The organism is Granulicella aggregans (assembly GCF_014203275.1).
GTDB lineage: Bacteria > Acidobacteriota > Terriglobia > Terriglobales > Acidobacteriaceae > Edaphobacter.
This window is the reverse complement of sequence record NZ_JACHIP010000008.1, coordinates 106,203-124,784: the sequence shown is the minus strand read 5'-3', so window position 1 is coordinate 124,784 and position 18,582 is coordinate 106,203. Positions and strand designations below refer to the sequence as shown.

At 59.1% G+C, this 18,582-nt stretch carries 19 protein-coding genes, 1 tRNA gene and 1 pseudogene; 9 read left to right on the top strand and 12 right to left on the bottom strand.

From position 1 onward, the window contains the following. The 4 genes and pseudogenes from HDF16_RS22980 to HDF16_RS22965 all read right to left on the bottom strand — a co-directional run. Positions 1 to 1,407, bottom strand: a pseudogene (locus HDF16_RS22980) (VirB4 family type IV secretion system protein); the annotation flags it as partial. Next, a complete protein-coding gene (locus tag HDF16_RS22975) occupies positions 1,391 to 1,651 on the bottom strand; it encodes a VirB3 family type IV secretion system protein (protein ID WP_184222046.1) in 261 nt (86 codons plus the stop codon). The pseudogene HDF16_RS22980 and the gene HDF16_RS22975, both read right to left, overlap by 17 nt. Before the next feature lie 13 nt (positions 1,652 to 1,664). Beyond that, positions 1,665 to 2,048, bottom strand: a complete 384-nt coding sequence (locus HDF16_RS22970; protein WP_184222062.1) for a TrbC/VirB2 family protein — start codon at positions 2,046 to 2,048, stop codon at positions 1,665 to 1,667. 116 nt (positions 2,049 to 2,164) lie between these two features. Continuing rightward, on the bottom strand, positions 2,165 to 3,196 hold the full coding sequence (locus HDF16_RS22965; protein ID WP_184222044.1) for a LysR family transcriptional regulator: 1,032 nt from the start codon (positions 3,194 to 3,196) through the stop codon (positions 2,165 to 2,167). A 456-nt stretch (positions 3,197 to 3,652) separates the two neighbouring features. On the opposite strand from HDF16_RS22965, the gene HDF16_RS31955 reads away from it, so the two are divergent. After that, positions 3,653 to 3,997 (top strand): helix-turn-helix domain-containing protein, encoded by a 345-nt coding sequence (locus HDF16_RS31955; RefSeq protein ID WP_432432266.1) that lies wholly within the window; start codon positions 3,653 to 3,655, stop codon positions 3,995 to 3,997. A gap of 49 nt (positions 3,998 to 4,046) precedes the next feature. Continuing rightward, positions 4,047 to 5,306, top strand: coding sequence for a tyrosine-type recombinase/integrase (locus tag HDF16_RS22955; RefSeq protein WP_184222040.1), 1,260 nt, complete (start codon positions 4,047 to 4,049; stop codon positions 5,304 to 5,306). A 52-nt stretch (positions 5,307 to 5,358) separates the two neighbouring features. On the opposite strand, the gene HDF16_RS22950 is transcribed toward HDF16_RS22955, so the two are convergent. The 3 genes from HDF16_RS22950 to HDF16_RS22940 form a co-directional block, all read right to left on the bottom strand. Continuing rightward, positions 5,359 to 5,433: transfer RNA gene (locus tag HDF16_RS22950), tRNA-Asn, on the bottom strand. Between the two features lie 90 nt (positions 5,434 to 5,523). After that, the gene (locus tag HDF16_RS22945) at positions 5,524 to 6,348 is read right to left on the bottom strand and encodes a CAP domain-containing protein (protein WP_184222038.1); all 825 of its coding nucleotides are present in this window, start codon (positions 6,346 to 6,348) and stop codon (positions 5,524 to 5,526) included. Between the two features lie 48 nt (positions 6,349 to 6,396). Continuing rightward, positions 6,397 to 7,680: a glycosyltransferase WbuB gene (locus HDF16_RS22940; protein ID WP_184222036.1), complete on the bottom strand. Its 1,284-nt coding sequence runs from the start codon at positions 7,678 to 7,680 to the stop codon at positions 6,397 to 6,399. 201 nt (positions 7,681 to 7,881) lie between these two features. On the opposite strand from HDF16_RS22940, the gene HDF16_RS22935 reads away from it, so the two are divergent. From HDF16_RS22935 to HDF16_RS22920, 4 genes are all read left to right on the top strand, one after another. Beyond that, positions 7,882 to 8,757, top strand: a complete 876-nt coding sequence (locus tag HDF16_RS22935; protein WP_184222034.1) for an ABC transporter permease — start codon at positions 7,882 to 7,884, stop codon at positions 8,755 to 8,757. A 109-nt stretch (positions 8,758 to 8,866) separates the two neighbouring features. Then, positions 8,867 to 9,367, top strand: a complete 501-nt coding sequence (locus HDF16_RS30875) for a carbohydrate-binding protein (RefSeq protein ID WP_184222032.1) — start codon at positions 8,867 to 8,869, stop codon at positions 9,365 to 9,367. After that, complete coding sequence (locus HDF16_RS30870; RefSeq protein WP_246409749.1) at positions 9,360 to 9,848, top strand: metallophosphoesterase family protein; 489 nt, start codon at positions 9,360 to 9,362, stop codon at positions 9,846 to 9,848. The genes HDF16_RS30875 and HDF16_RS30870 overlap by 8 nt, the downstream gene beginning before the upstream one ends. A gap of 67 nt (positions 9,849 to 9,915) precedes the next feature. After that, positions 9,916 to 10,377 (top strand): hypothetical protein, encoded by a 462-nt coding sequence (locus HDF16_RS22920; RefSeq protein WP_184222030.1) that lies wholly within the window; start codon positions 9,916 to 9,918, stop codon positions 10,375 to 10,377. A gap of 45 nt (positions 10,378 to 10,422) precedes the next feature. On the opposite strand, the gene HDF16_RS22915 is transcribed toward HDF16_RS22920, so the two are convergent. The 5 genes from HDF16_RS22915 to thrC form a co-directional block, all read right to left on the bottom strand. After that, on the bottom strand, positions 10,423 to 11,370 hold the full coding sequence (locus tag HDF16_RS22915) for an ABC transporter permease subunit (RefSeq protein ID WP_184222028.1): 948 nt from the start codon (positions 11,368 to 11,370) through the stop codon (positions 10,423 to 10,425). After that, positions 11,367 to 12,755, bottom strand: coding sequence for a hemolysin family protein (locus tag HDF16_RS22910; RefSeq protein ID WP_184222026.1), 1,389 nt, complete (start codon positions 12,753 to 12,755; stop codon positions 11,367 to 11,369). Before HDF16_RS22910 ends, HDF16_RS22915 begins: the two co-directional genes overlap by 4 nt. Before the next feature lie 137 nt (positions 12,756 to 12,892). Then, complete coding sequence (trxA, locus tag HDF16_RS22905) at positions 12,893 to 13,225, bottom strand: thioredoxin (protein ID WP_184222024.1); 333 nt, start codon at positions 13,223 to 13,225, stop codon at positions 12,893 to 12,895. A gap of 324 nt (positions 13,226 to 13,549) precedes the next feature. Further along, on the bottom strand, positions 13,550 to 14,491 hold the full coding sequence (thrB, locus tag HDF16_RS22900; protein ID WP_184222022.1) for a homoserine kinase: 942 nt from the start codon (positions 14,489 to 14,491) through the stop codon (positions 13,550 to 13,552). Beyond that, positions 14,488 to 15,894 (bottom strand): threonine synthase, encoded by a 1,407-nt coding sequence (gene thrC / locus HDF16_RS22895; protein ID WP_184222020.1) that lies wholly within the window; start codon positions 15,892 to 15,894, stop codon positions 14,488 to 14,490. Before thrC ends, thrB begins: the two co-directional genes overlap by 4 nt. 56 nt (positions 15,895 to 15,950) lie before the next feature. On the opposite strand from thrC, the gene modA reads away from it, so the two are divergent. The 3 genes from modA (at position 15,951) to HDF16_RS22880 (ending at position 18,313) form a co-directional block, all read left to right on the top strand. Further along, positions 15,951 to 16,742, top strand: a complete 792-nt coding sequence (gene modA / locus HDF16_RS22890; RefSeq protein WP_246409746.1) for a molybdate ABC transporter substrate-binding protein — start codon at positions 15,951 to 15,953, stop codon at positions 16,740 to 16,742. Positions 16,743 to 16,884: 142 nt separating this feature from the next. Then, positions 16,885 to 17,568, top strand: a complete 684-nt coding sequence (gene modB / locus HDF16_RS22885) for a molybdate ABC transporter permease subunit (protein WP_184222016.1) — start codon at positions 16,885 to 16,887, stop codon at positions 17,566 to 17,568. Then, a complete protein-coding gene (locus tag HDF16_RS22880; RefSeq protein WP_184222014.1) occupies positions 17,561 to 18,313 on the top strand; it encodes an ATP-binding cassette domain-containing protein in 753 nt (250 codons plus the stop codon). Before modB ends, HDF16_RS22880 begins: the two co-directional genes overlap by 8 nt. Positions 18,314 to 18,582 lie beyond the last annotated feature (269 nt).

The window sequence follows — 18,582 nt, the reverse complement described above, 5'->3', positions numbered from 1 at the left end:
GAAACCACCGTATTTCTGCTCCAGGCTGAGCATTTGGCAGGCGTTTACGCTTTTTCCACTACCCGTTGGACCGATGATGAGCTGGACCCTCACGCGATTAACGTAGGCATCCTGGAAGTAAGGGGTCCTTGTTCGCGTCTCAAAGATGTTCAAATACTCGGCGTCAAGATCATCCGAACGAACGTGGCCTAGGGTCGGAGCGAAGATGCTCGACAGGCGCGCGTGATGGTCTTCCCGCAGCCAAAGCGGATAGACATTGAACTGACGATTGCCCGGAAACATGGCGTAGAAGGCAGAGAGATTACCGTAGGTCTCCTCGATGATCGGGGCACGCGCATCCACAAAGAGGCGATGGACAGCGGGCGTTGCAGCTCGGAGTTCGGTTGCTGTACTAGCCGAAAGCAGTAACCGCAATGCGTAATCGCCCTGTCCCAGCTTGTCGAGCGATGAGACGACCTCGGCGAGGTTGTCGACATTTCCAGTAACAGCTTTAGCGGTCGCGCTTGTGTCGAGAGGAGCGGTATTTTTGCCGCTCATCAGACGCTGGATGGGTGAGTGCTTGAAGAACTCCAGGAACTTCTCCTGGTTCGTCACTTCCTTCCGCGCAGCGCTGTCGGTCTGCGGCCGCCAGACCGAGCAGAGGATGCTGTCGCAATCGAGCTCCATCAGATTGGTGAACAGGCAAGGACGGGAGATCTCAGGCGTATTCGTCAACGGAAACATCTGAACGTAGCGACGGCCGATTCGAAGATAGCCGCTGTGCCATTCCACTGGAGAGTTCACAATCTGTCGGTCGACGCCTGCGTCAGATCGCAGATGAACGCTCGACGACCACTCTTCAAGGTTGAACATGTAACAGAAGAACTGAAACGCTTGGTCCTTGCCCAGAAGTCTCAGCCCGATCGCATCGCTCATATGCGATCCGAGGATCGTCGCCGATTTTTCAAGCTCGAGCAGTTGCCGGTCTGTTGTTGCCCTCTGTTCCTTAGGCTTGCGGCTCAGCTGGTTGCCAGCCTCCGGCTCGATGGTGAGGCACCAATACAGGTCGATGCGTCGAAAGCGGGCGTTCATGTTTAGGAATTCAATTCGGTCGCAAGCAAAAGATTCGGTGACAGAGTCTACATAATTCCCTTGCCGTGGAAGTTCAAAGCCGGCCCTCACGCGAGCGTATTGGTACAGGCATGAGTCCTGTGGCAGACCACGCAACGAAGCTTCAACACCCCGCACACGGACATCAAGATCCTGGTCGGTGCGGCTCTCGGCATCTATTCCATCGAGCGAGAACAGGCAACCGTAACCGCCGCCCTTAAGGGCGAAGATGCTCTCCCCAACAAAGTGTGAGATCGGGACAATACTGCTCGCCGCTCCTGCCTTCGTAAACCACGGTGCGTTATTTGCGCGGGTCATAGTAGCTCCTCTGCTTCAGACTCAGAGACCAGAGTTGGAACATCTTGGGGTGTCTTCGGACTACGAGCCAAGCACCAAGCAGCAATGCAGGAAAGCTGAAGATGGCAAACCATTTGAAACCGGCGAGGAAAACCGTTACCGTAACGAACACAATGGACATCCACGCTGACAGTTCGAGACCTAATTTGGTCCTGGGTCGATTCAGTGCGCCATTGATTGGTAACGGTTCTCCCCGCCTAGTCATGTCGATGTACCTCCTACATCGACTGCCCGGTCAGCGAGCCGATCCAGCCGGCACCCCAACCGAGCACTCCGGCGCCAAACAGCGCACCGAAGAGCCGTGGGATAGCATCTTGAAATCTCCCACTCATCATGCGGATTCCGGCGAAGATCAGACCGCCAAAACAGATGACAGCTCCCGCATAAATCGCAAAAGTCTTGAATGTCGTCATGAGCGTTGTAGCCCCGGAGAAATCCATCGTTCCTTGGGCATGGGCAATGCTTGTGACTGTGAACGCGGCGAGCGCCGGCCACATCACACGCGTGGCGCGGAACAGTTTACGTTTCGTAAAAGGTCGGGCCAATCGCTTGGCAAGGCGGGCGGTACTGCGGGAGATCACTACTTGGCTGCTGCGTATCATCGGCACCTCCATCGACTGGTCTCAGTCGGGAATATGTCGTGATGATTGAGCCTGTCCTTCGCCCGCGTCCAATACTTCTTAACTATCACCCGATAGCTCTCAATTATCGGGTTGCTCTATCTCTTGCTGGCTCCGTGCTTTCGGTCTAGGAATGTCAGCTGCACAGGTACGTTCCTGGCCGCTTGGGGAGGCTTGCGTGCGCTCCCATGTATCCGCAGGGAAGCTGTATCTTCCTTTCTTCCGTTCCCACTTGCCTCATCTTGGAACTGTCGTCTCAGCTTTTTGACGAGGATAGGAACTGTCTTCGGATGGCGTTGCTTGTGATAGATGACCGCCGTGTCGACCGTCCAAGTTACATCTGCAATCGGTCTAATCGTCAGCTCGTCGTCGATCCGACTTCCTTCCCGAATTAGCGTCAATCCGTGTCCTTCCTTGACCAGCATCTGCATCTCGGAAGGGTGGGAGGCAAGAGAGCATTCATCAATTGTGATGCCGGCGCTTGCCAGCATATGGACAAGGACTTCGTGGGCGTCAGGATGGCGCTGCGGATGGTAGAAGACGGTTAGGTTTCCTTGCAGATCCGTCACGTTAAGGACAGGTTTTCTAGCCAATGGATCATCGTGGCGCAAGCAAGCGACGAGACGATCGCGCCGTATCTCCTCGATGCGCAACTCCGGATGGCGCAGCGGCAGCGTGACGACTGCGGCATCCACCTGACCGCGTGCTACCTCTTCGGCCAACTGATCCGTATCCCCATGGGTGGGCCGGAGAGAACACTGCGGCAAGATCTCCTTGTGCAAGCTGCAAAGATCGCGAAATACGCGTTGGTCAACGAGCGGGGCGCAGCCGAATCGAACGGATCCGATCTCACCTCGCTCGATCTGGACAAGTGCATTCATTACCTCTTCCCTTGTTTCCAGCAACAGCCGGGCCAACGAGATGAAGGCGACGCCAGCCTCGGTAGGTCGGATACGGCCGCTTTTCGTCTTTTGAAAGAGGCGAACGGAGGCATTCTCTTGGAATTTTCTGGCTTGCACAGTGAGGCTGGGTTGCGAAATGTGAAGCTCTTCCGCGGCAGCGCGAAACCCCTGCCTCTCGAGGATGGTCAACAGATAGCGAAAGTAGCGAAGATCGGCCCAATCGTACATTGCTCACCACTCGTTGGAGATAGAGGATCTCGTGCGATAGTGGGAGCCGGAATTTTACGGTCGGTCCGCGCCCTCCCTTGGCAAATCTTGACGCCTTCGAAATCGAGAAACAACACAATTATCGATTTTGGCCAAACTTACTCCAGCATGAGCAGCGTTGACCCTGAGATCTCCTACGGAGAGACGGTATTGCGGCGATCAATTTCAATCCTCTAAAGCACGAGATGCCTTCCGTTCTTGCTTGACGACGGTCATCGCAAATCGAGCAAAGGAAACTCTTTGAGAGAGTTCGGGAGCCGACCTAAGAGATGAGGTGATAATTCGCAACTATCACCCGATAGTTAGGAAGTATTGGACAGCGCCCCGTGGGCACCCACAGCCTAGATGCAGCCACGCTGGCTTTCCGCATACGGTAGCTAGGTGACTGCCAGAAGCAATCCATGGAGTGAGGTGAATATGCCTGTTGCCGCGCTGAGCCAATCTTCCTCAGGGTCACATGCCCTGACCTCGGTACGTAAGCCGCCCGTAAGGGCAATGGCCGACATCACAAAGGCTAGTCAAAATGCTATCGATTTTCCACCGGGCCGCGCCGAACCACAACGCCTTCTGAATGCTCGTGAGGTAGCTGCGAGGCTCGGCGTGTCAGAGCGGTGGGTGCGCGATCACACGACGCGCCGGTCTCCCAAAATAGTTGGCGTAAAACTCGGGACGTTGATGCGATACCGATGCGCCGACGTGGACGAGTTCATGGAAAGGTTGACCACATCTCGCTCTTCCTTCCAGCGCCAGTTTGGTGGATGATTAAAGTGTTCTCCACGACCAGGACCAGAAGCAGAAATCGGAGAATGAAATGGCAATGAAGTATCAGAGGGGCACCGTTTACATCACAGGTAAGCGGATCAAGATGTGGTACGGCCAGTACCTTGTCTATAGAAAGGACCAGGACGGAAAGGAGATAAGAAAGCAGCGCAACGTTCGCATCTGTCCCAAGGCCAACACTCCCAAGTGGAAAGCTGAACAGATGTTGCAGGAGATCATTGTGAAGGAGACCAAAGGGGTCGGTCCGACTCCGACGCTTCCTCCAGATGACTCGGTGACGTTCCGTTGGTTCGTCGAACAGCGTTATATCCCGATGCGCCAAGGCGGTTGGAGTCCGGCTTACAAAAAGACGAACACCTACCAACTCGGCCATTATCTGGTCTCGCACTTTGGGGATTTGCCGTTGCGGAATCTCAGCACTTTCGAGATTCAGGTCTGGCTCAATGGCATAGCGGAGAAGGGATACTCTGGAGCAGTGGTTCGCCAATGCTTCTCTAACATTCGCGCAATCGCCCGTATGGCCAGGAAGCAAAAGTATCTGGCTGAAGACCCTGCGGAGGATGTGACCATGCCGTTGACCGACCCAGTCGAAAAGCCCGTCATGTCGCGAGAGCAAATTCTCTCGTTGCTCGGAGCCATCGAAGACGCGCATGACCTCTGTCTCATGTCTATTGGACTTTTCTGCGGACCGCGCGCAAGCGAAGCCTTGGGACTTCAATGGAAGTGCTGGACGGGTGATGCACTCATGCCGCACGGCACGGCCTACGAGGGGCGGTTCTACAAAGAACGGCTCAAGACAAAGGCCAGCAAAGCACCTATTCCGGTGCCGGAACAAGTCAGGCCTTTCATAGAAGCCTGGAAGGCACTCTGCACTGACTGTTCGCCCGAGGCGTTGATGTTCCCTACCTTCGGACGGGGCGAGCGTACCGGACAGGCAGTACCCCGCGACGGGAAAAACTTCCTGCGCTGGCGGATACGGCCAGTCTCCCGCAAGCTGGGGATTCCCGATCGGCTCGTCACTTTCCAAGTGATGCGTCGGACGATGGGAACCGACATGCAGAATCACGGAACCTTGAAAGACACTCAAGGCGCATTACGCCACGCCAGCATTACAACCACCGGCAACGTGTACGTGCAAACGCTGGATGCGAATGTGGCTCGTGCAGTTAACTCAAGGGCAACTGCAGTGCTCGACGGCTGGAGCCCTGCTCAGAGGCTAGGGCTGAAAGGCCGGAACATCCGCAAGGCCCTGCAGCTGGAGCTATCGGATCAGGGTCAAATAGCAATTTGACGAAGTTTGACGGAGTCGATGGAGAGGAGGTCTTCTAAGTGCTTGATAAATATGGCTCCTGAGGTAGGACTCGAACCTACAACCCTTCGGTTAACAGCCGAATGCTCTGCCATTGAGCTACTCAGGAATATTTTGATGGCACACGTCTTCAAACTTCGCCGCCTCATTAGTTATAACAAACACCGAAGATGGGGTCAAAGAGGGCCTTCCCTTTACGTCACTTCGCGGACTGGCCACCTCGATACAGCAGGACCGCAACTCGATACATCGTGAACTCCTGCTTGTCCTCCGCGGCGCAGGCCGCAACAATTGCCCGTCCGTAGTGTCCCGATTGCAACCGCGTCGCAAGCCCGTCCGGGAGACGCCCCAGGTCGTCAGTCGTGTAACGCATCACAAACTCCGGAAGAGGTGTCATCTCTGCACTGCGGTCGCCTCCGCATACCTGCCGCGCATCCTCGCCGGTACCGTCGACCGCTACCCCGGTCGCGCGAACCGCCGCCGCCACGATTCCCTCCTGCTGTAGTACTGAAAGGGATGCCACGCTGCGTGCGAAGTCCTCCACAGCGAACATCTGCCCGTTGCGCGAGATCACCGAGATACCCACCGAATCGACATTCGGATCCAGCAGGTTATGCCTGTGTCCCTCGGAGTGCATCCAGGCCGTGTGGACCATCGGCGTGCTAGGCGCTTGGGCGACATTCTCCGTGATCAGGCTGAAGCGCGCTCCCGCGTCCGACGCTCGATGTGAAAGATCAGGCTCCCCGGCATACTGATGCGAGATGCTGTTGTGCTGCACCATCAGCGCCGCATGTCTTCGTGCTGCATTTGAAAGTGCGGCGTCGAATCGTAAAGGCGGCAGACCCAGCGAGGCCCGCTCCTGGTCCGCCGCCGACTTCAAATACTCTTCAGAAACATTTGCCGTAAACGCAGCTTGCTGCGGATAAGCTAGCCGTCGTGACGGACAAATCAGGGCTGTCAAAAGACTCAGGGCGTATATCTGTCTTAGAAGGACTCGCCGTAGATTCTTCGTCGTCAACCCCATCTCGCTCTCCGGACTTTCATCGCGCTGCGCAGCATCGGCGTGCCGAACTCACCCGCGATAGCTCTGGGCCAATTGGATGTCCTCGGACTTCTCAGACGGATACACCAACGTGATCATGTCCTTCTCGACCCGGCGTAGTACGTGTTCTTTGCTCAGGTTTTTGACTGCATACTCCCGCGCTGCCAGTCCCAGCATCATTCGCAACTCTGGACTGTCAATCAACCGTCGCGCAGCCGCATAGAGCGCCGTAGCGTCCGAAGGTGGGACCAACAGACCGCGGCCCTCGACCACGCGCGCGAGTTGCGTTCCCTCGTCCGCGGTAGCGATGACTGGTCTGCCGCTCGACAGGATGCCGTTCAGCTTCGACGGCATAACGAGATCAGCGGCGCCTTTGCTTTGCGGCAGCAGGTGAATATCGGCGGCGTTCAGCAGGTCATTCAAGCGGTCGGTGCTTTGGAGCGGCAGCATCGTCACATTCTTGCGCCTCGACACCAGCTTTTCCAGATGAGGTCGAAATGCCCCATCTCCGCAGAAGACAAAGTGTACGCGCGAGTCATGCGCAAACGACTCCGCGAGCGGGGCCAACACCTCGAGCCCCTGTTTCGCGCCCATGTTGCCGGAGTACAGCAGAACGATCTTCCCCTCCAGCGATAGGGCCTTTCTGAAATGATTTGCCGCACCGGGCTGCGCGGGTCGCACCGTCTCCACATCACCCCAGTTGGGAAATAGGATCGCCTTATCCTGACCAACTCCCCGCGTCGCCATTCCCTCGACCATCTTGTCCGAGATCGTTGAAGTCCGCGAGAAGCCACTGGTGAAGAAGCTCTCGAGCCTCTTCGCGATCTTGTGGAGCGCCCCCCCACGAGGCAGCATACCCAGGCTGAACGCCGCGTCCACTTCGAAGTCCTGCACATGAAGCCATGACTCGGCTCCGGTCACCGCCGCGGACATCAACGCTACCGGAGCCACGAAAAATGTCGGCTCCACGGCAAACACAAGCTCTGGCTTCCAAAGCGTTTGCAGGGCCATCACCGGGATGCTGCTGAAGGCGAAGGAGCAGAGATGAATCAACCGGGTCACTCCGCTCGGACTTGCCGGCACCCACAAGGGGCAACGGTAGACCTTAGGCTCGCCGGGACGCTCGGCACGTTCCACCCGGTAGAAAAGCCAGCGGTACTCGGCCGAGATCCGCCAAGCAGGGTAGTACGGCGGCGCCGTGACGACGCGCACTTCATGCCCTTGGGACGCTAGCCATGAAGCCATCTCGCCGGTGTACTTCCCCACGCCAGTCAACTCGGGTGCGTAGTTCAAGCCATAGATCAGGATTCTCAAAGACAGCTCCAGTACACACTGGTAAGAACGAAAAGGAGTTGCTGGACTAGTGTCTAGAACCCTGCAGTGAAACGCTTGTTGCGATTGCTCATCCAGTGGAACGAGCTTATTTTCTCTTGTTGTTTCGATTCTATTTTACTCACGTCACAATCGCTAACTCACTGAGATACATTCTTTTGTATGTCATTGAGTGGGCCCTCCATGGGAAACGCAGGACTTCCCGAAATCCCCTTCCGACCACGGCCATCCGCGCGCCTGCCCCATGCGTTGCGTACACCCCAGGTACTCTTCGCCGCCATTCTCGTCGCCACGTTCGCCGCCTGCGCTTTGTTTTCGCCCGTCATCGCCCGCACCAACCCAGCTGATATTGACCTGACCCATCGCCTACTCTCTCCCTGCTCACAGCACTGGTTTGGCACCGATGAACTTGGCCGCGACATCTTTGCTCGCACTGTCTATGGTGCCCGCATCTCCATGGCCGTAGCAATCTCTGTCGTGGCCGTCTCAGCAATTGTTGGCCTGGTTCTTGGATGCATCTCCGGCTTCTATGGAGGCTGGCTCGACACCATCCTGAACATCTATGTCACCAACGCCTTCCTCGCACTCCCTGGAATACTGCTCGCCATCGCATTTGTCGCCTTCCTCGGACCGGGCCTTCTAAACCTCATCTTCGCCCTAGCGCTCTCCGGATGGGTCGCCTATGCTCGCCTCGTCCGCGCCCAGGTCATGTCCGTCAGCCGTCTCGAGTTCGTCGAATCGGCCCGCGCGCTCGGAGCCTCTGACCTCCGAATCCTGGGCCGCCATATCCTCCCGAACATCCTGCAACCCCTTATCGTCCAGGCAGCCGTCGGCATGGCCTCCGCCGTCCTCGCCGAAGCCACACTCAGTTTTCTCGGGCTGGGCCTCCCACCTCCCTCCGCAAGCTGGGGAGCCATGCTCAACGACGCCCGCTCCCACATCTTTGACGCCCCCTACATCCTCTTCTTCCCCGCCATGGCCGTCATGCTCTGCGTCCTCTCCTTCAACTTCATAGGCGACGCCCTGGGAACCATGGCCGACCCACGATCAACCAACTGATTTTCCATCTGCGGCCATCGGGAGCACGACGCGAAGCAGTATACGAGTCACGAAGTGACCGCGCAGCGGGCCCGTCCGGCAGGGCAAGCTTTGGCGTATGCTTACCGGCATGAGAAAGTCCCTGATCGACCAGGAAGCCGTAGCCAAGTGTCCACCCGTACCGCAGGATAGCTGGCTGGACCTCGACGCCCTCGCCACCGTGCACATCACCTCGGAAGACTCGCTCTTCCCCATCGAAGATGCCCTCATCGATAAGCCCGACGCCAAGCCCTGGAGCGGATGGCGCGCCGCCCGCACCGGCCCTCAGATCGTCCTCATCAAGTTCGACCATCCCGTCTCCCTCCGCCGCATCCATCTCCGCATCGTCGAAGCCGCTTCCCCGCGCTCGCAGGAATTCGCCATCTTCGCGTCTTCCGGTGAAAACGATCACCGCGAGATCATCCGGCAGCAGTTCAGCTTCAGCCCCGAAGGAGCCTCGGAAGAGGTCGAAGACTACACCGTCAGCCTCGCCGGAATCACCGCGCTCGAACTCCGCATCGACCCCGACCGCGCCCACGATCCCACCCAGAGCCAGCACTGCGCCAGCCTCCAGAGCCTGCGCCTTGCCTGATGCTCCGTCCGGTCAGCCACAACCATTCCTGCTAGGCGTCATCAGCGACACCCACGGCCTCCTACGTCCGGAGGCCCTGGTCGCGCTCGCCCCCGCGCAACACATCCTCCACGCCGGCGACGTCGGCAACATCGAGATCCTCGAGGCCCTAAGCGCCATTGCCCCGGTCACCGCCATCCGCGGCAATGTTGACCTCTACGGTCCTTGCGCCGAACTCCCCGAGACCGAACTCGTCGAAGTCGCCGGCAAGCTCTTCTACCTCGTTCACTCCATCCACGACCTCGACATCAGCCCCTCCGCCGCAGGCGTCGCCGCCGTCATCTCCGGCCACTCCCACAGTCCATCCATCGAGACCCGCAACAACATCCTCTATCTAAACCCCGGCAGCGCCGGCCCCCGCCGCTTCCAACTCCCCGTCACGGTAGCCCTCGTCGCCATCACCCCCACCACCCTCGACGCAAAGATACTTCCGATCATTTAAGCCATGATGCAGGCTTGCGCTCCCCGCTTACTTAGCGCAGAATTGCCTTCACAGTAGGGAGGCCGCAATGGTCGTTCTATTCTCCTGTCTCATCGTCCTGCAGTTTGCGATCATCCTCACGCACGACCTGGTCGATATCCCCGGCTGGGTCCACGGTTCTCAGATCCAGGCGATGCTGGGTCGTCGCAAGGTCTGGCTGGCCACCCTGGCCAACTCTGTCTTCCCCGGCATAGCGGCCGGATTCGCAATCAACTTCTGGAACCGCCCGAAACCTGGCTATGTCCCGAACTACTGGCTGATCTACTGCTCGGTAGCTACCCTGTCGGCGATCGGCATGTGGTACATCCCTTACCTGCGCGGAGCTCCTGAGAAACAAAAGATCGAGTATCTCAACATGTATGCGGGAACCCGCCACGTTCTGCCCAAGCGCGGCGACAACCCGCGGCCGAACCTCTTTCACATGGGCATCCATGTCCTCTTTGTGGTGAACCTCTGTCTAGCGCTCGCGCTCCGCGAACACCGCACCTGACAAGTCTCCACCCGCTGGCCCCCAATCACATTCCAGCCCCGCAGGTCATCCCCGCATTCTCGGATTCACCACCGCATACGTCACATCCGTCAGCAGATTCACTCCCACATAAGTCAGCCCCACCGCCAGGATGCACCCCTGCACCAACGCATAGTCCCGGTTAGAGATCGCCGACAGCGTCAGCCTCCCAATCCCCGGCCAACTGAAGATCGTCTCCGTCACAATCGCCCCTGCCAGCAGACTCCCAAACTGCAGCCCAATCACCGTCAGCACCGGGATCAGCGCATTCCTCAGCGCGTGCCCGTAGACCACCTGCCGCTCCGTCAGCCCCTTCGCCCGCGCCGTCCGGATGTAGTCTTGCCCCAGCTCCTCGAACATCGCCGCCCGCACCATCCGCGTCAGAATCGCCGCCAGCCCCAGCGCCAGCGTCAGCGACGGCAACAACAGATGCAGCAGAAACTCGCCAACCTCGCCCGTCCCCGCGCCCGAAACCGGCAGCCGCCCCAGCCATATCGAAAAAATCAAAACCAGAATCGGCCCCAGCGCGAAGTTCGGAAAAGATAGCCCCCCAAGGCTCACCACGCCCAGCAACTTGTCCTGCCATCGCCCACGGTGCACCGCTGACCACACTCCCGCCGGCACCGCCACCAGCACGCCCATCAGCAGCGCCGCCAAAGTTAGCGCCAGCGTGTACGGATACCTCTGCAGCACCAGGTGCAGCACCGAGTCATGCATCCGCAGCGACTGTCCCAGATCACCCTGCAGCAGACCGCCCCAGTAATGCACATACTGCACCCGCAGCGGCTCATCGAACCCATACGCATGCCGCAGCGCGGACACATCCGTAGCCGTCGCTCCTTCGCCCAGCATCTGTACGATCGGATCTCCCGGCACAATGTGGATCAGCAGAAACACCACCGACACCACCACCCAGATCACCGGCAGAGTCACCACCACCCGCCGCAGCGCCGTCCAGACTGCTCTTCCTCTCACCGCGCTGTCAGCTCCACGGTCGGAGTCACACCGCTCACCGTCAGGTCTTCCACCCGCACCCGGCTGATCCGATGTCCCGTCATCTCGGCAACGATGTACCGCCGGCACTCGAAGTCCAGACTCTCACCATTCTTCGGAATATGTCCCAGGTGCGCCAGCATGAATCCCGCTAGCGTCTCCACGCCGGCCTCACGCGGAAACTCCCAGCGAAGCTGGGTTCTTAGGTCTCTAAGACTCGTCGATCCATCGAGCGACATCACGCCGGTGCTGCTGAACAACGCCGTCCGGCTGGCAATGTCGAACTCATCCTCAAGCTCGCCCACAATCTGCTCCAGCGCATCCTCTGCTGTCACCAGCCCTACCGTCGACCCAAACTCATCCACCACGATCGCAATCTGCCGCCGCCGGACTTGAAACTCCTGCAACAGCTCAACCGCCAGCTTGGTCTCCGGAACCACCACCACCTCGCGCATCACCTGCCGAACGGTCAAGCCTGAATTCCCGGCTCCCCCAAGGCCCAGTGAGACGCTGCGGAAGTGCATCAGACGCGAGATGTCCTTCGAGTACAGCACCCCGATAATCTGCTCCGGTCCGCCCTTCGGATCGAAGACCGGAACCCGCGAGTGCTGCTCGTCCACAATCCGCGCGCTCGCCTGCTCTACCGGCATGTCGGCAGGCAGAGAGAAGATCTTTCCTCTGGGAGTCATGATCTCGCGCACCGTCACGTGGTTCAGCTCGATCGCGCGATGAATAATCTCTTCCTGAAACTCCGGCAGCAGCCCCATCCGCCGCGTCGCCGTGGCAATCAGCTTCAACTCCTCGGGCGAATGTACCGCCCCCTCACCATGCAGCGGCGCCCGGAACAGCTTAAGCACCACCGCTGCCGACCCATTCATCACCTTCACCGCGGGCCGCGTCATCCGGATAAAGACATCCATCGGCCCCGCCACCGCCAGCGCAATCCGCTCCGCCCGTTGCAGCGCCAGCGACTTCGGCACCAACTCACCCAGCAGCACCTCGAAGTACGTAATGATCGAGAACGCAATGACCGTTGCAGCAATGTGGACATAAATCAGAGAGTGTCCGTCGACCATCCACCCCATACCCGTCCACAGTCGCAGGATCACCTCGGCGATCGCCGGCTCTCCCATCCACCCCAGGGCGAGACTCGCCAGCGTTACTCCAAACTGCACCGCCGGCAGGAACTCGTCGATGGACTTCTTCAGATGAAGCGCCGTCCGTGCTCCCGGGCGCCCCTGTGCCAGCAATGCCTGGATACGCGTCTCCCGGACGCTCACCAGCGCAAACTCCGCAGCCACAAAAAAACTGTTAGCCAGAATGAAGAAGGCCACCAGCATCGCGCGAAAGAGAGTCCACTCAAGCATCTTTGAAGTGTACTTGTAGCCACAAATCCGGGTGCCCCACATCTGGCTTTTGAGATGTGGGAAGTGACGCCACAAACGAAAAGGCCCGACGATCCCCTCGCCGGGCCTTTCCTATCCGCAAACAACCTCGCAAAAACTTACGCGAGAACCTTGATGATCGACTTGTCGATCGTATCCTTCGGTACAAATCCAACGATCTGATCCGCAACCTTGCCATCTTTGAAGATGAGCAAAGCGGGAATGCCGCGGATTCCATACCGCATCGGAGTCGATGTATTGCTATCGACGTCCATCTTCATCACCTTGATTTGGCCGTTGTACTGAGTTGCAACCTCATCCACAACCGGCGCAAGCGCGCGACAAGGACCGCACCACGCTGCCCAGAAATCGACCATTACAGGCTGAGAAGACTGAAGAACCTCTTTTTCAAACGATGAATCGTTTACTTCGGTGACGAACTGACCTGCCATTCCAACTCCTCCCGCTGCGCTGGCCTGTATCTTTCATCGGCGCAACGTAAGCATCTCTAATACTAGATGTACAAAACCACAAAACGTTGCGGACCGCGTAAAAATCGCCGTCCCACAAAGGAGGAACACGCGAACCGCCATTGGTACCGGAACCTGGCTGCCCTCCCACCTCACAACCTCACCTGTCCAAAACTTCTTCGTTAAAAGGAGAACGCCCGGACCTCTGAGATAAATCACCAGAGGTCAACGGGCGGCGCAGGAGCCCTCCCCAGAACTTCCTACGTTGATGACATTACGATAATCGGCCCTTCATGTACACGTCACTTACGTAACCGAAATGATGGTACCTTGCGTGGTATTCGCCTCAATCAACTCGACTTGCCCCGCCGCGCGGGCGATCGCCGACCGAACCTCCGACCCCACGGCGCGCTCGTGAATCACCAGAACCGACGGCCCGGCACCACTTAGCGAAACTCCGAGCACCCCCGGCTCACCAGCCAGCGGAAGCAGCAACGGAAGCAGAGGACAGGCCTCCATCCGGTACGGCTGATGCATCCGGTCCGCCATAGCCGTCCGCAGCAAATCGCCTCTCCCAAGCGCGAACGCCGCCACGATCAGCGCCGCATGTTGCACATTCAAAACAGCATCCGCCTTGCTGTAACTCTCCGGCAGCAGCGCCCGCGCCTTGGTTGTCGCCAGCCCGGCACTCGGAATTGCCAGCATCAGCCCCCACTCCTTCGACGCGGCAAAGCTCGCAGCGACAAACTCGCTGCCATTTCCAGGAATTTTCGGTGCCGATGTCGTCATTCCGCCCAGCCAGCAGGCAGCTACGTTGTCTGGATGACCCTCACGCCGACACGCCTCTTCCATTGCCTGGTAACCCGTCATACCAAGCCCGCCAAAATGGTTAGCCAAAAGCACACCAGTTAGTAATGCAGCTGCACTTGACCCGCAACCCATCCCTAGCGGAATCTCGTTGTGCAATAGCAGATGAAGCGCAAGCGGCTCTCCACCCGCGTTCCGAACCACATCCCTGTACGTGTCGAGAATCAGGTTGCCATCCAACCGCCCGCAGAGCTCAGCATCCCGCCCTGTCGCCTCAATGGCAAACAGCCCATCCGGCGACACCACGGCGTCGATCGACAGGTAAAACGACATCGCCAGCCCTAGGGCATCGAACCCCGGCCCAAGGTTCGCCGAAGTCGCTGGCAGCTTTAAATAGATTGATCCCGGCCTTCCCGAAGCCGTCAAAACCGCCTCGGTCATACCGTCTCTGCCACGCGCGACGACGCCATCTGCGCTTCAAGCTCCCGCAGCACCACGTCCATATCCGCTTCGAGCACCACCGGCGGCTTCCTCAGCCCAGCATGTTCTTCGCGCTCCGCCGCCGTCGCCCCGGCCGTCTCCTCGGCCGTCAGCAACTCGCCACGGTGATACTTGATGGTGTACTCCGAGTCCTTCAGCGTGTGCCCAGTCAGCACGATCACGACCCGCTCCTCGCGCGTAATCTTGCCCTGCGCCACCAGCTTCTTCAATCCCGCTAGCGTCACCGCCGAAGCCGGCTCGCAGCCAATCCCCTCAGCGCCGATCTGCGCCTTCGCCAGAGCGATCTCCTGCTCGGTCGCCTGCTCTACCCATCCGCCGGTAGCCCGCAGCACCTCAACCGTCTTCTTCCACGAAGCCGGGTTACCGATCCGGATCGCCGACGCCCGCGTCTCCGCCACCACCGGCTCCAGAGTGTCGCCGCCGTTCGCCTGCATCGCGCGATACAGTGGGTTCGCACCCTGCGCCTGTACCACGCTGATCTTCGGCACACGAGAGATCAGCCCCAACTGCTTCATCTCCGCAAATCCCTTACCCAAAGCAGCGCCGTTCGCCAGATTCCCGCCCGGCACAATCACATGCTCCGGAACCTGCCACTCAAGCTGCTCCACCATCTCGAACGCCGGAGTCTTCTGCCCCTCCAGCCGGTACGGATTCACCGAGTTCAGCAAATAGATCGGAAACTTCTTCACCAGCTCAGTCAGGATCTTCACGCAGCCGTCGAAGTCCGTCTTCAACTGGATCGTAAGCGCGCCATAGTCCATCGACTGCGAAAGCTTGCCCCACGCAATCTTGCCCTCGGGAATAAAAACGATGCTCCGCAGCCCAGCCCTTGCGGCATAAGCCGCCATCGCCGCCGAGGTATTGCCGGTCGAAGCGCAAGCGACCCACTCAAACCCACGCTCCGCCGCCACCGAGATCGCCGCCGTCATCCCCGTGTCCTTGAACGACCCCGTAGGATTCATCCCCTGGTGCTTCGCCAGCAGCCAGTCGACACCAGCAATCGCGCCGCACTTCGGCATCTCATAAAGCGGCGTATTTCCCTCGCGCAATGTCACCACGCGCTCGAAGTCCTTCACGATCGGGAAAAGATCGCGAAACCGCCATACTCCGCTCTGGTCAATCGAAAGCGTCGACGTCCGCCGCTCCTGCCAAAGCCAGCGCAGCGCATTCGGGTTAGGAGGCATCGCCGTCCCGCCAGAGCTAGCCGAAGGCACAGCGCTCCAGGGATAAACCACCTCGTACAAACTTCTGCAGTTGGTGCAACGGAAATCGCTCGCAACCTCACGGCCAGGTATCTCGTACCCGCACCCCGTGCATCGTAGACTGTGTGTATCGAATGTCATTGTCCCCTCTAGTCTATTGCAATCAACGGAAGCGACCAACCCACTCCCTGCAACAATTGGGCCAATTCCGACGCAAATCAGTCGCTCAATTCGTTATTAACTTTGTTGCCCTGCTGCTTGGCGCCGCCAGCTTTCAAGCACACGCCCAGGCTGCGAAGGAGATCCGCGTAGCCGCCGCAGCCGACCTCCAGTCCGCGCTACCTCCGATCGCCCAACGCTACGAAGCCAAGACCGGCGTGAAGCTTATGGTCAGCTACGGCTCATCAGGCACTCTTGCCACTCAGATCCTCAATGGCGCTCCATTTGACCTCTTCCTCGGCGCGGACTACGTCTTCCCAGAAAAAATAGTCGCCGCGAACCTCGCCGACTCGAAAGACGCCATCCCCTACGCCAAGGGTGCGCTCGTCCTCTGGGCACGCAAGGACAGCCCCCTCCAGCCGTTGCACCTCGAAGCTCTCTCCGACCCGCGCGTCCAGAAGATCGCCATCGCCGACGAACTCCGCGCCCCCTACGGCCGAGCCGCCGTCGCCGCCCTGACCAAGCTGAAGCTCTACGACCAGCTCAAGCCCAAACTAGTCGTCGCGGAGAACGTCGCCCAGGCCAGCCAGTTCGTGCAGTCCGGCAACGCCCAACTCGGCCTGATCTCTCTCACCACCGCCATGTCGACGACCTTCAAAGAACAAGGCACCTACGTCCTCGTCCCTGATGTCTACCCCGCCATCCGCCAGTGCGCCGTCATCATCGCCAAGTCCGACCGCCGAACCGAAGCCCACGCCTTCCTGGACTGGCTCTTGACCACCGAAATCCAAGCCGAACTCCCCAAATTAGGTCTAGACCCCGTCCGCTAAGAGCGGTCGCACAGTCGGGAATGATCGGGTGCCCATCCATCGCAGCACTATCGCGATGGGTGGGACGTGACATGTCCGATCGACAACGACCTACTTCCTACTTCCTACTTCCTACTCCCTCGCATTTAGACTTACCCTCAGCATGGACATCCCTGCCCTCCTCTTGACGCTGCGGCTAGCGCTCTCCACGACCGCAATCCTGCTCCTCATCGCGATCCCCTTCGCCTGGTGGATCGCCTCAGGCAATGGCCTCCTTCGCGCCTTGACGCAAGCGATCGTCGCCCTCCCGCTAGTCCTTCCCCCGACCGTCCTCGGCTTCTATCTCCTCGTCGCCCTCGGCCCGCTCACTGCTCCCGGTCGTCTCATCACCCATCTCCTCGGCCATCCACTGGCCTTCAGCTTCTCCGGACTCCTCATCGGATCGGTCCTCTACAGCCTTCCCTTCGCAGTCCAGCCTCTCGTCGCCGGATTCGCAGCCGTCGACCCCGCTCTCATCGAAGCTTCTACCCTCCTCGGCGCATCTCCCTCGCGCACCTTCCGCTCCATCGTCCTTCCCCTAACGAAGCCGTCGCTGCTCACCGCCGCCGTCCTTACCTTCACCCACACCGTCGGCGAGTTCGGCGTCGTCCTCATGCTCGGCGGCAACATCCCCGGCGCAACCCGCACCCTCTCCATCGCTCTCTACGATCAAGTCCAGGACTTCGACTACACCGCCGCCAATCACACTGCAATGCTCCTTCTCGGCTTTGCCCTCGCGGCACTTCTGGTCATCTATCTTCTTCCGGCGACTCGTCGCAGCAACGCTTTGCGAGACGGCCTTGCCTGAACCAATCCCCCACCTCTCCTGCGAGATCCGCCACCGCCTCGGCAACCTCGACATCGACGTCGCCTTCGAACTCACCCACTCTTGGACCGTTCTCTTCGGCCCCTCAGGCAGTGGCAAGAGCACCATCCTCCGCGCCATCGCCGGCCTCGCTAAACCGCAACATGCCAAGATCGTCCTTCGCACCGCCAACAGCACCCAAACCGTCGCCGACACCGCCGCCCGAATCAACCTCCCACCGCACAGGCGCAACGTCCGCTGGGCCGCCCAACGCCCCGCACTCTTCCCCCACATGACCGTCCGCGAAAACCTGCAGTATGCGACCGAGATAAGAAACGCTGACTCCGGGCAAGCCCTGGACCTCGCCCTCGAACGCTTTCATCTCACAAAATTCGCGGACAGCAAACCCGCAAATCTCTCCGGTGGCGAGCAACAAAGAGTCTCCGTAGCCCGCGCCGCCATCGCCGCGAATGGTCGACCCCTGCTCCTTGACGAACCCTTCACCGGCCTAGACGCCCCGCTCCGCGACGCTCTCCTCACCGACCTGAAAGCGTGGCTGGCCGTCTCGAAGACCGCCGTCCTCTCCGTCACCCACGACATCGCCGAGGCCTTCCACCTCAACGCCGAAGTCATCAAGCTCCACGAAGGCCGCATCGTCCAGCAAGGCGTCGCGGTAGAAGTTTTAGCCGAAGAACGCGCCCGACTGCTTAGCCAACTCAGCGACCGTCCATCCTTGTCAAGCCCCTAAAGTCCGCAACCGCTTCATTCTAAAAGGGATATCAAGTGCCCAAAGGATGTGTGCAACCTGCTATCCTTAAATCAGAGTGGAGGAAAGGCCAACCATTCACCCCTGCTTTTCCATTCACTCTAAGAATCGCGGCTAAGCCCTTTGTTTGCAGGACTTTGACACTCAAACCCTTTATTTTGAGGAACTTAGTTCCATCTAAACCGGGCAAACCATTCAGAATCAGTACTTTACCTCGAAAGTCCGATTGCTTTTTTCTCGGATTTTTCCAC

Excerpts from the sequence above, each read along its gene's own strand:
- HDF16_RS22975 (WP_184222046.1), bottom strand. The coding sequence starts at position 1,651 with ATGACTAGGCGGGGAGAACCGTTACCAATCAATGGCGCACTGAATCGA.
- HDF16_RS22970 (WP_184222062.1), bottom strand. The coding sequence starts at position 2,048 with ATGATACGCAGCAGCCAAGTAGTGATCTCCCGCAGTACCGCCCGCCTT.
- HDF16_RS22965 (WP_184222044.1), bottom strand. The coding sequence starts at position 3,196 with ATGTACGATTGGGCCGATCTTCGCTACTTTCGCTATCTGTTGACCATC.
- HDF16_RS31955 (WP_432432266.1), top strand. The coding sequence starts at position 3,653 with ATGCCTGTTGCCGCGCTGAGCCAATCTTCCTCAGGGTCACATGCCCTG.
- HDF16_RS22955 (WP_184222040.1), top strand. The coding sequence starts at position 4,047 with ATGGCAATGAAGTATCAGAGGGGCACCGTTTACATCACAGGTAAGCGG.
- HDF16_RS22945 (WP_184222038.1), bottom strand. The coding sequence starts at position 6,348 with ATGGGGTTGACGACGAAGAATCTACGGCGAGTCCTTCTAAGACAGATA.
- HDF16_RS22935 (WP_184222034.1), top strand. The coding sequence starts at position 7,882 with ATGGGAAACGCAGGACTTCCCGAAATCCCCTTCCGACCACGGCCATCC.
- HDF16_RS30875 (WP_184222032.1), top strand. The coding sequence starts at position 8,867 with ATGAGAAAGTCCCTGATCGACCAGGAAGCCGTAGCCAAGTGTCCACCC.
- HDF16_RS22920 (WP_184222030.1), top strand. The coding sequence starts at position 9,916 with ATGGTCGTTCTATTCTCCTGTCTCATCGTCCTGCAGTTTGCGATCATC.
- HDF16_RS22910 (WP_184222026.1), bottom strand. The coding sequence starts at position 12,755 with ATGCTTGAGTGGACTCTCTTTCGCGCGATGCTGGTGGCCTTCTTCATT.
- trxA (WP_184222024.1), bottom strand. The coding sequence starts at position 13,225 with ATGGCAGGTCAGTTCGTCACCGAAGTAAACGATTCATCGTTTGAAAAA.
- thrB (WP_184222022.1), bottom strand. The coding sequence starts at position 14,491 with ATGACCGAGGCGGTTTTGACGGCTTCGGGAAGGCCGGGATCAATCTAT.
- thrC (WP_184222020.1), bottom strand. The coding sequence starts at position 15,894 with ATGACATTCGATACACACAGTCTACGATGCACGGGGTGCGGGTACGAG.
- modB (WP_184222016.1), top strand. The coding sequence starts at position 16,885 with ATGGACATCCCTGCCCTCCTCTTGACGCTGCGGCTAGCGCTCTCCACG.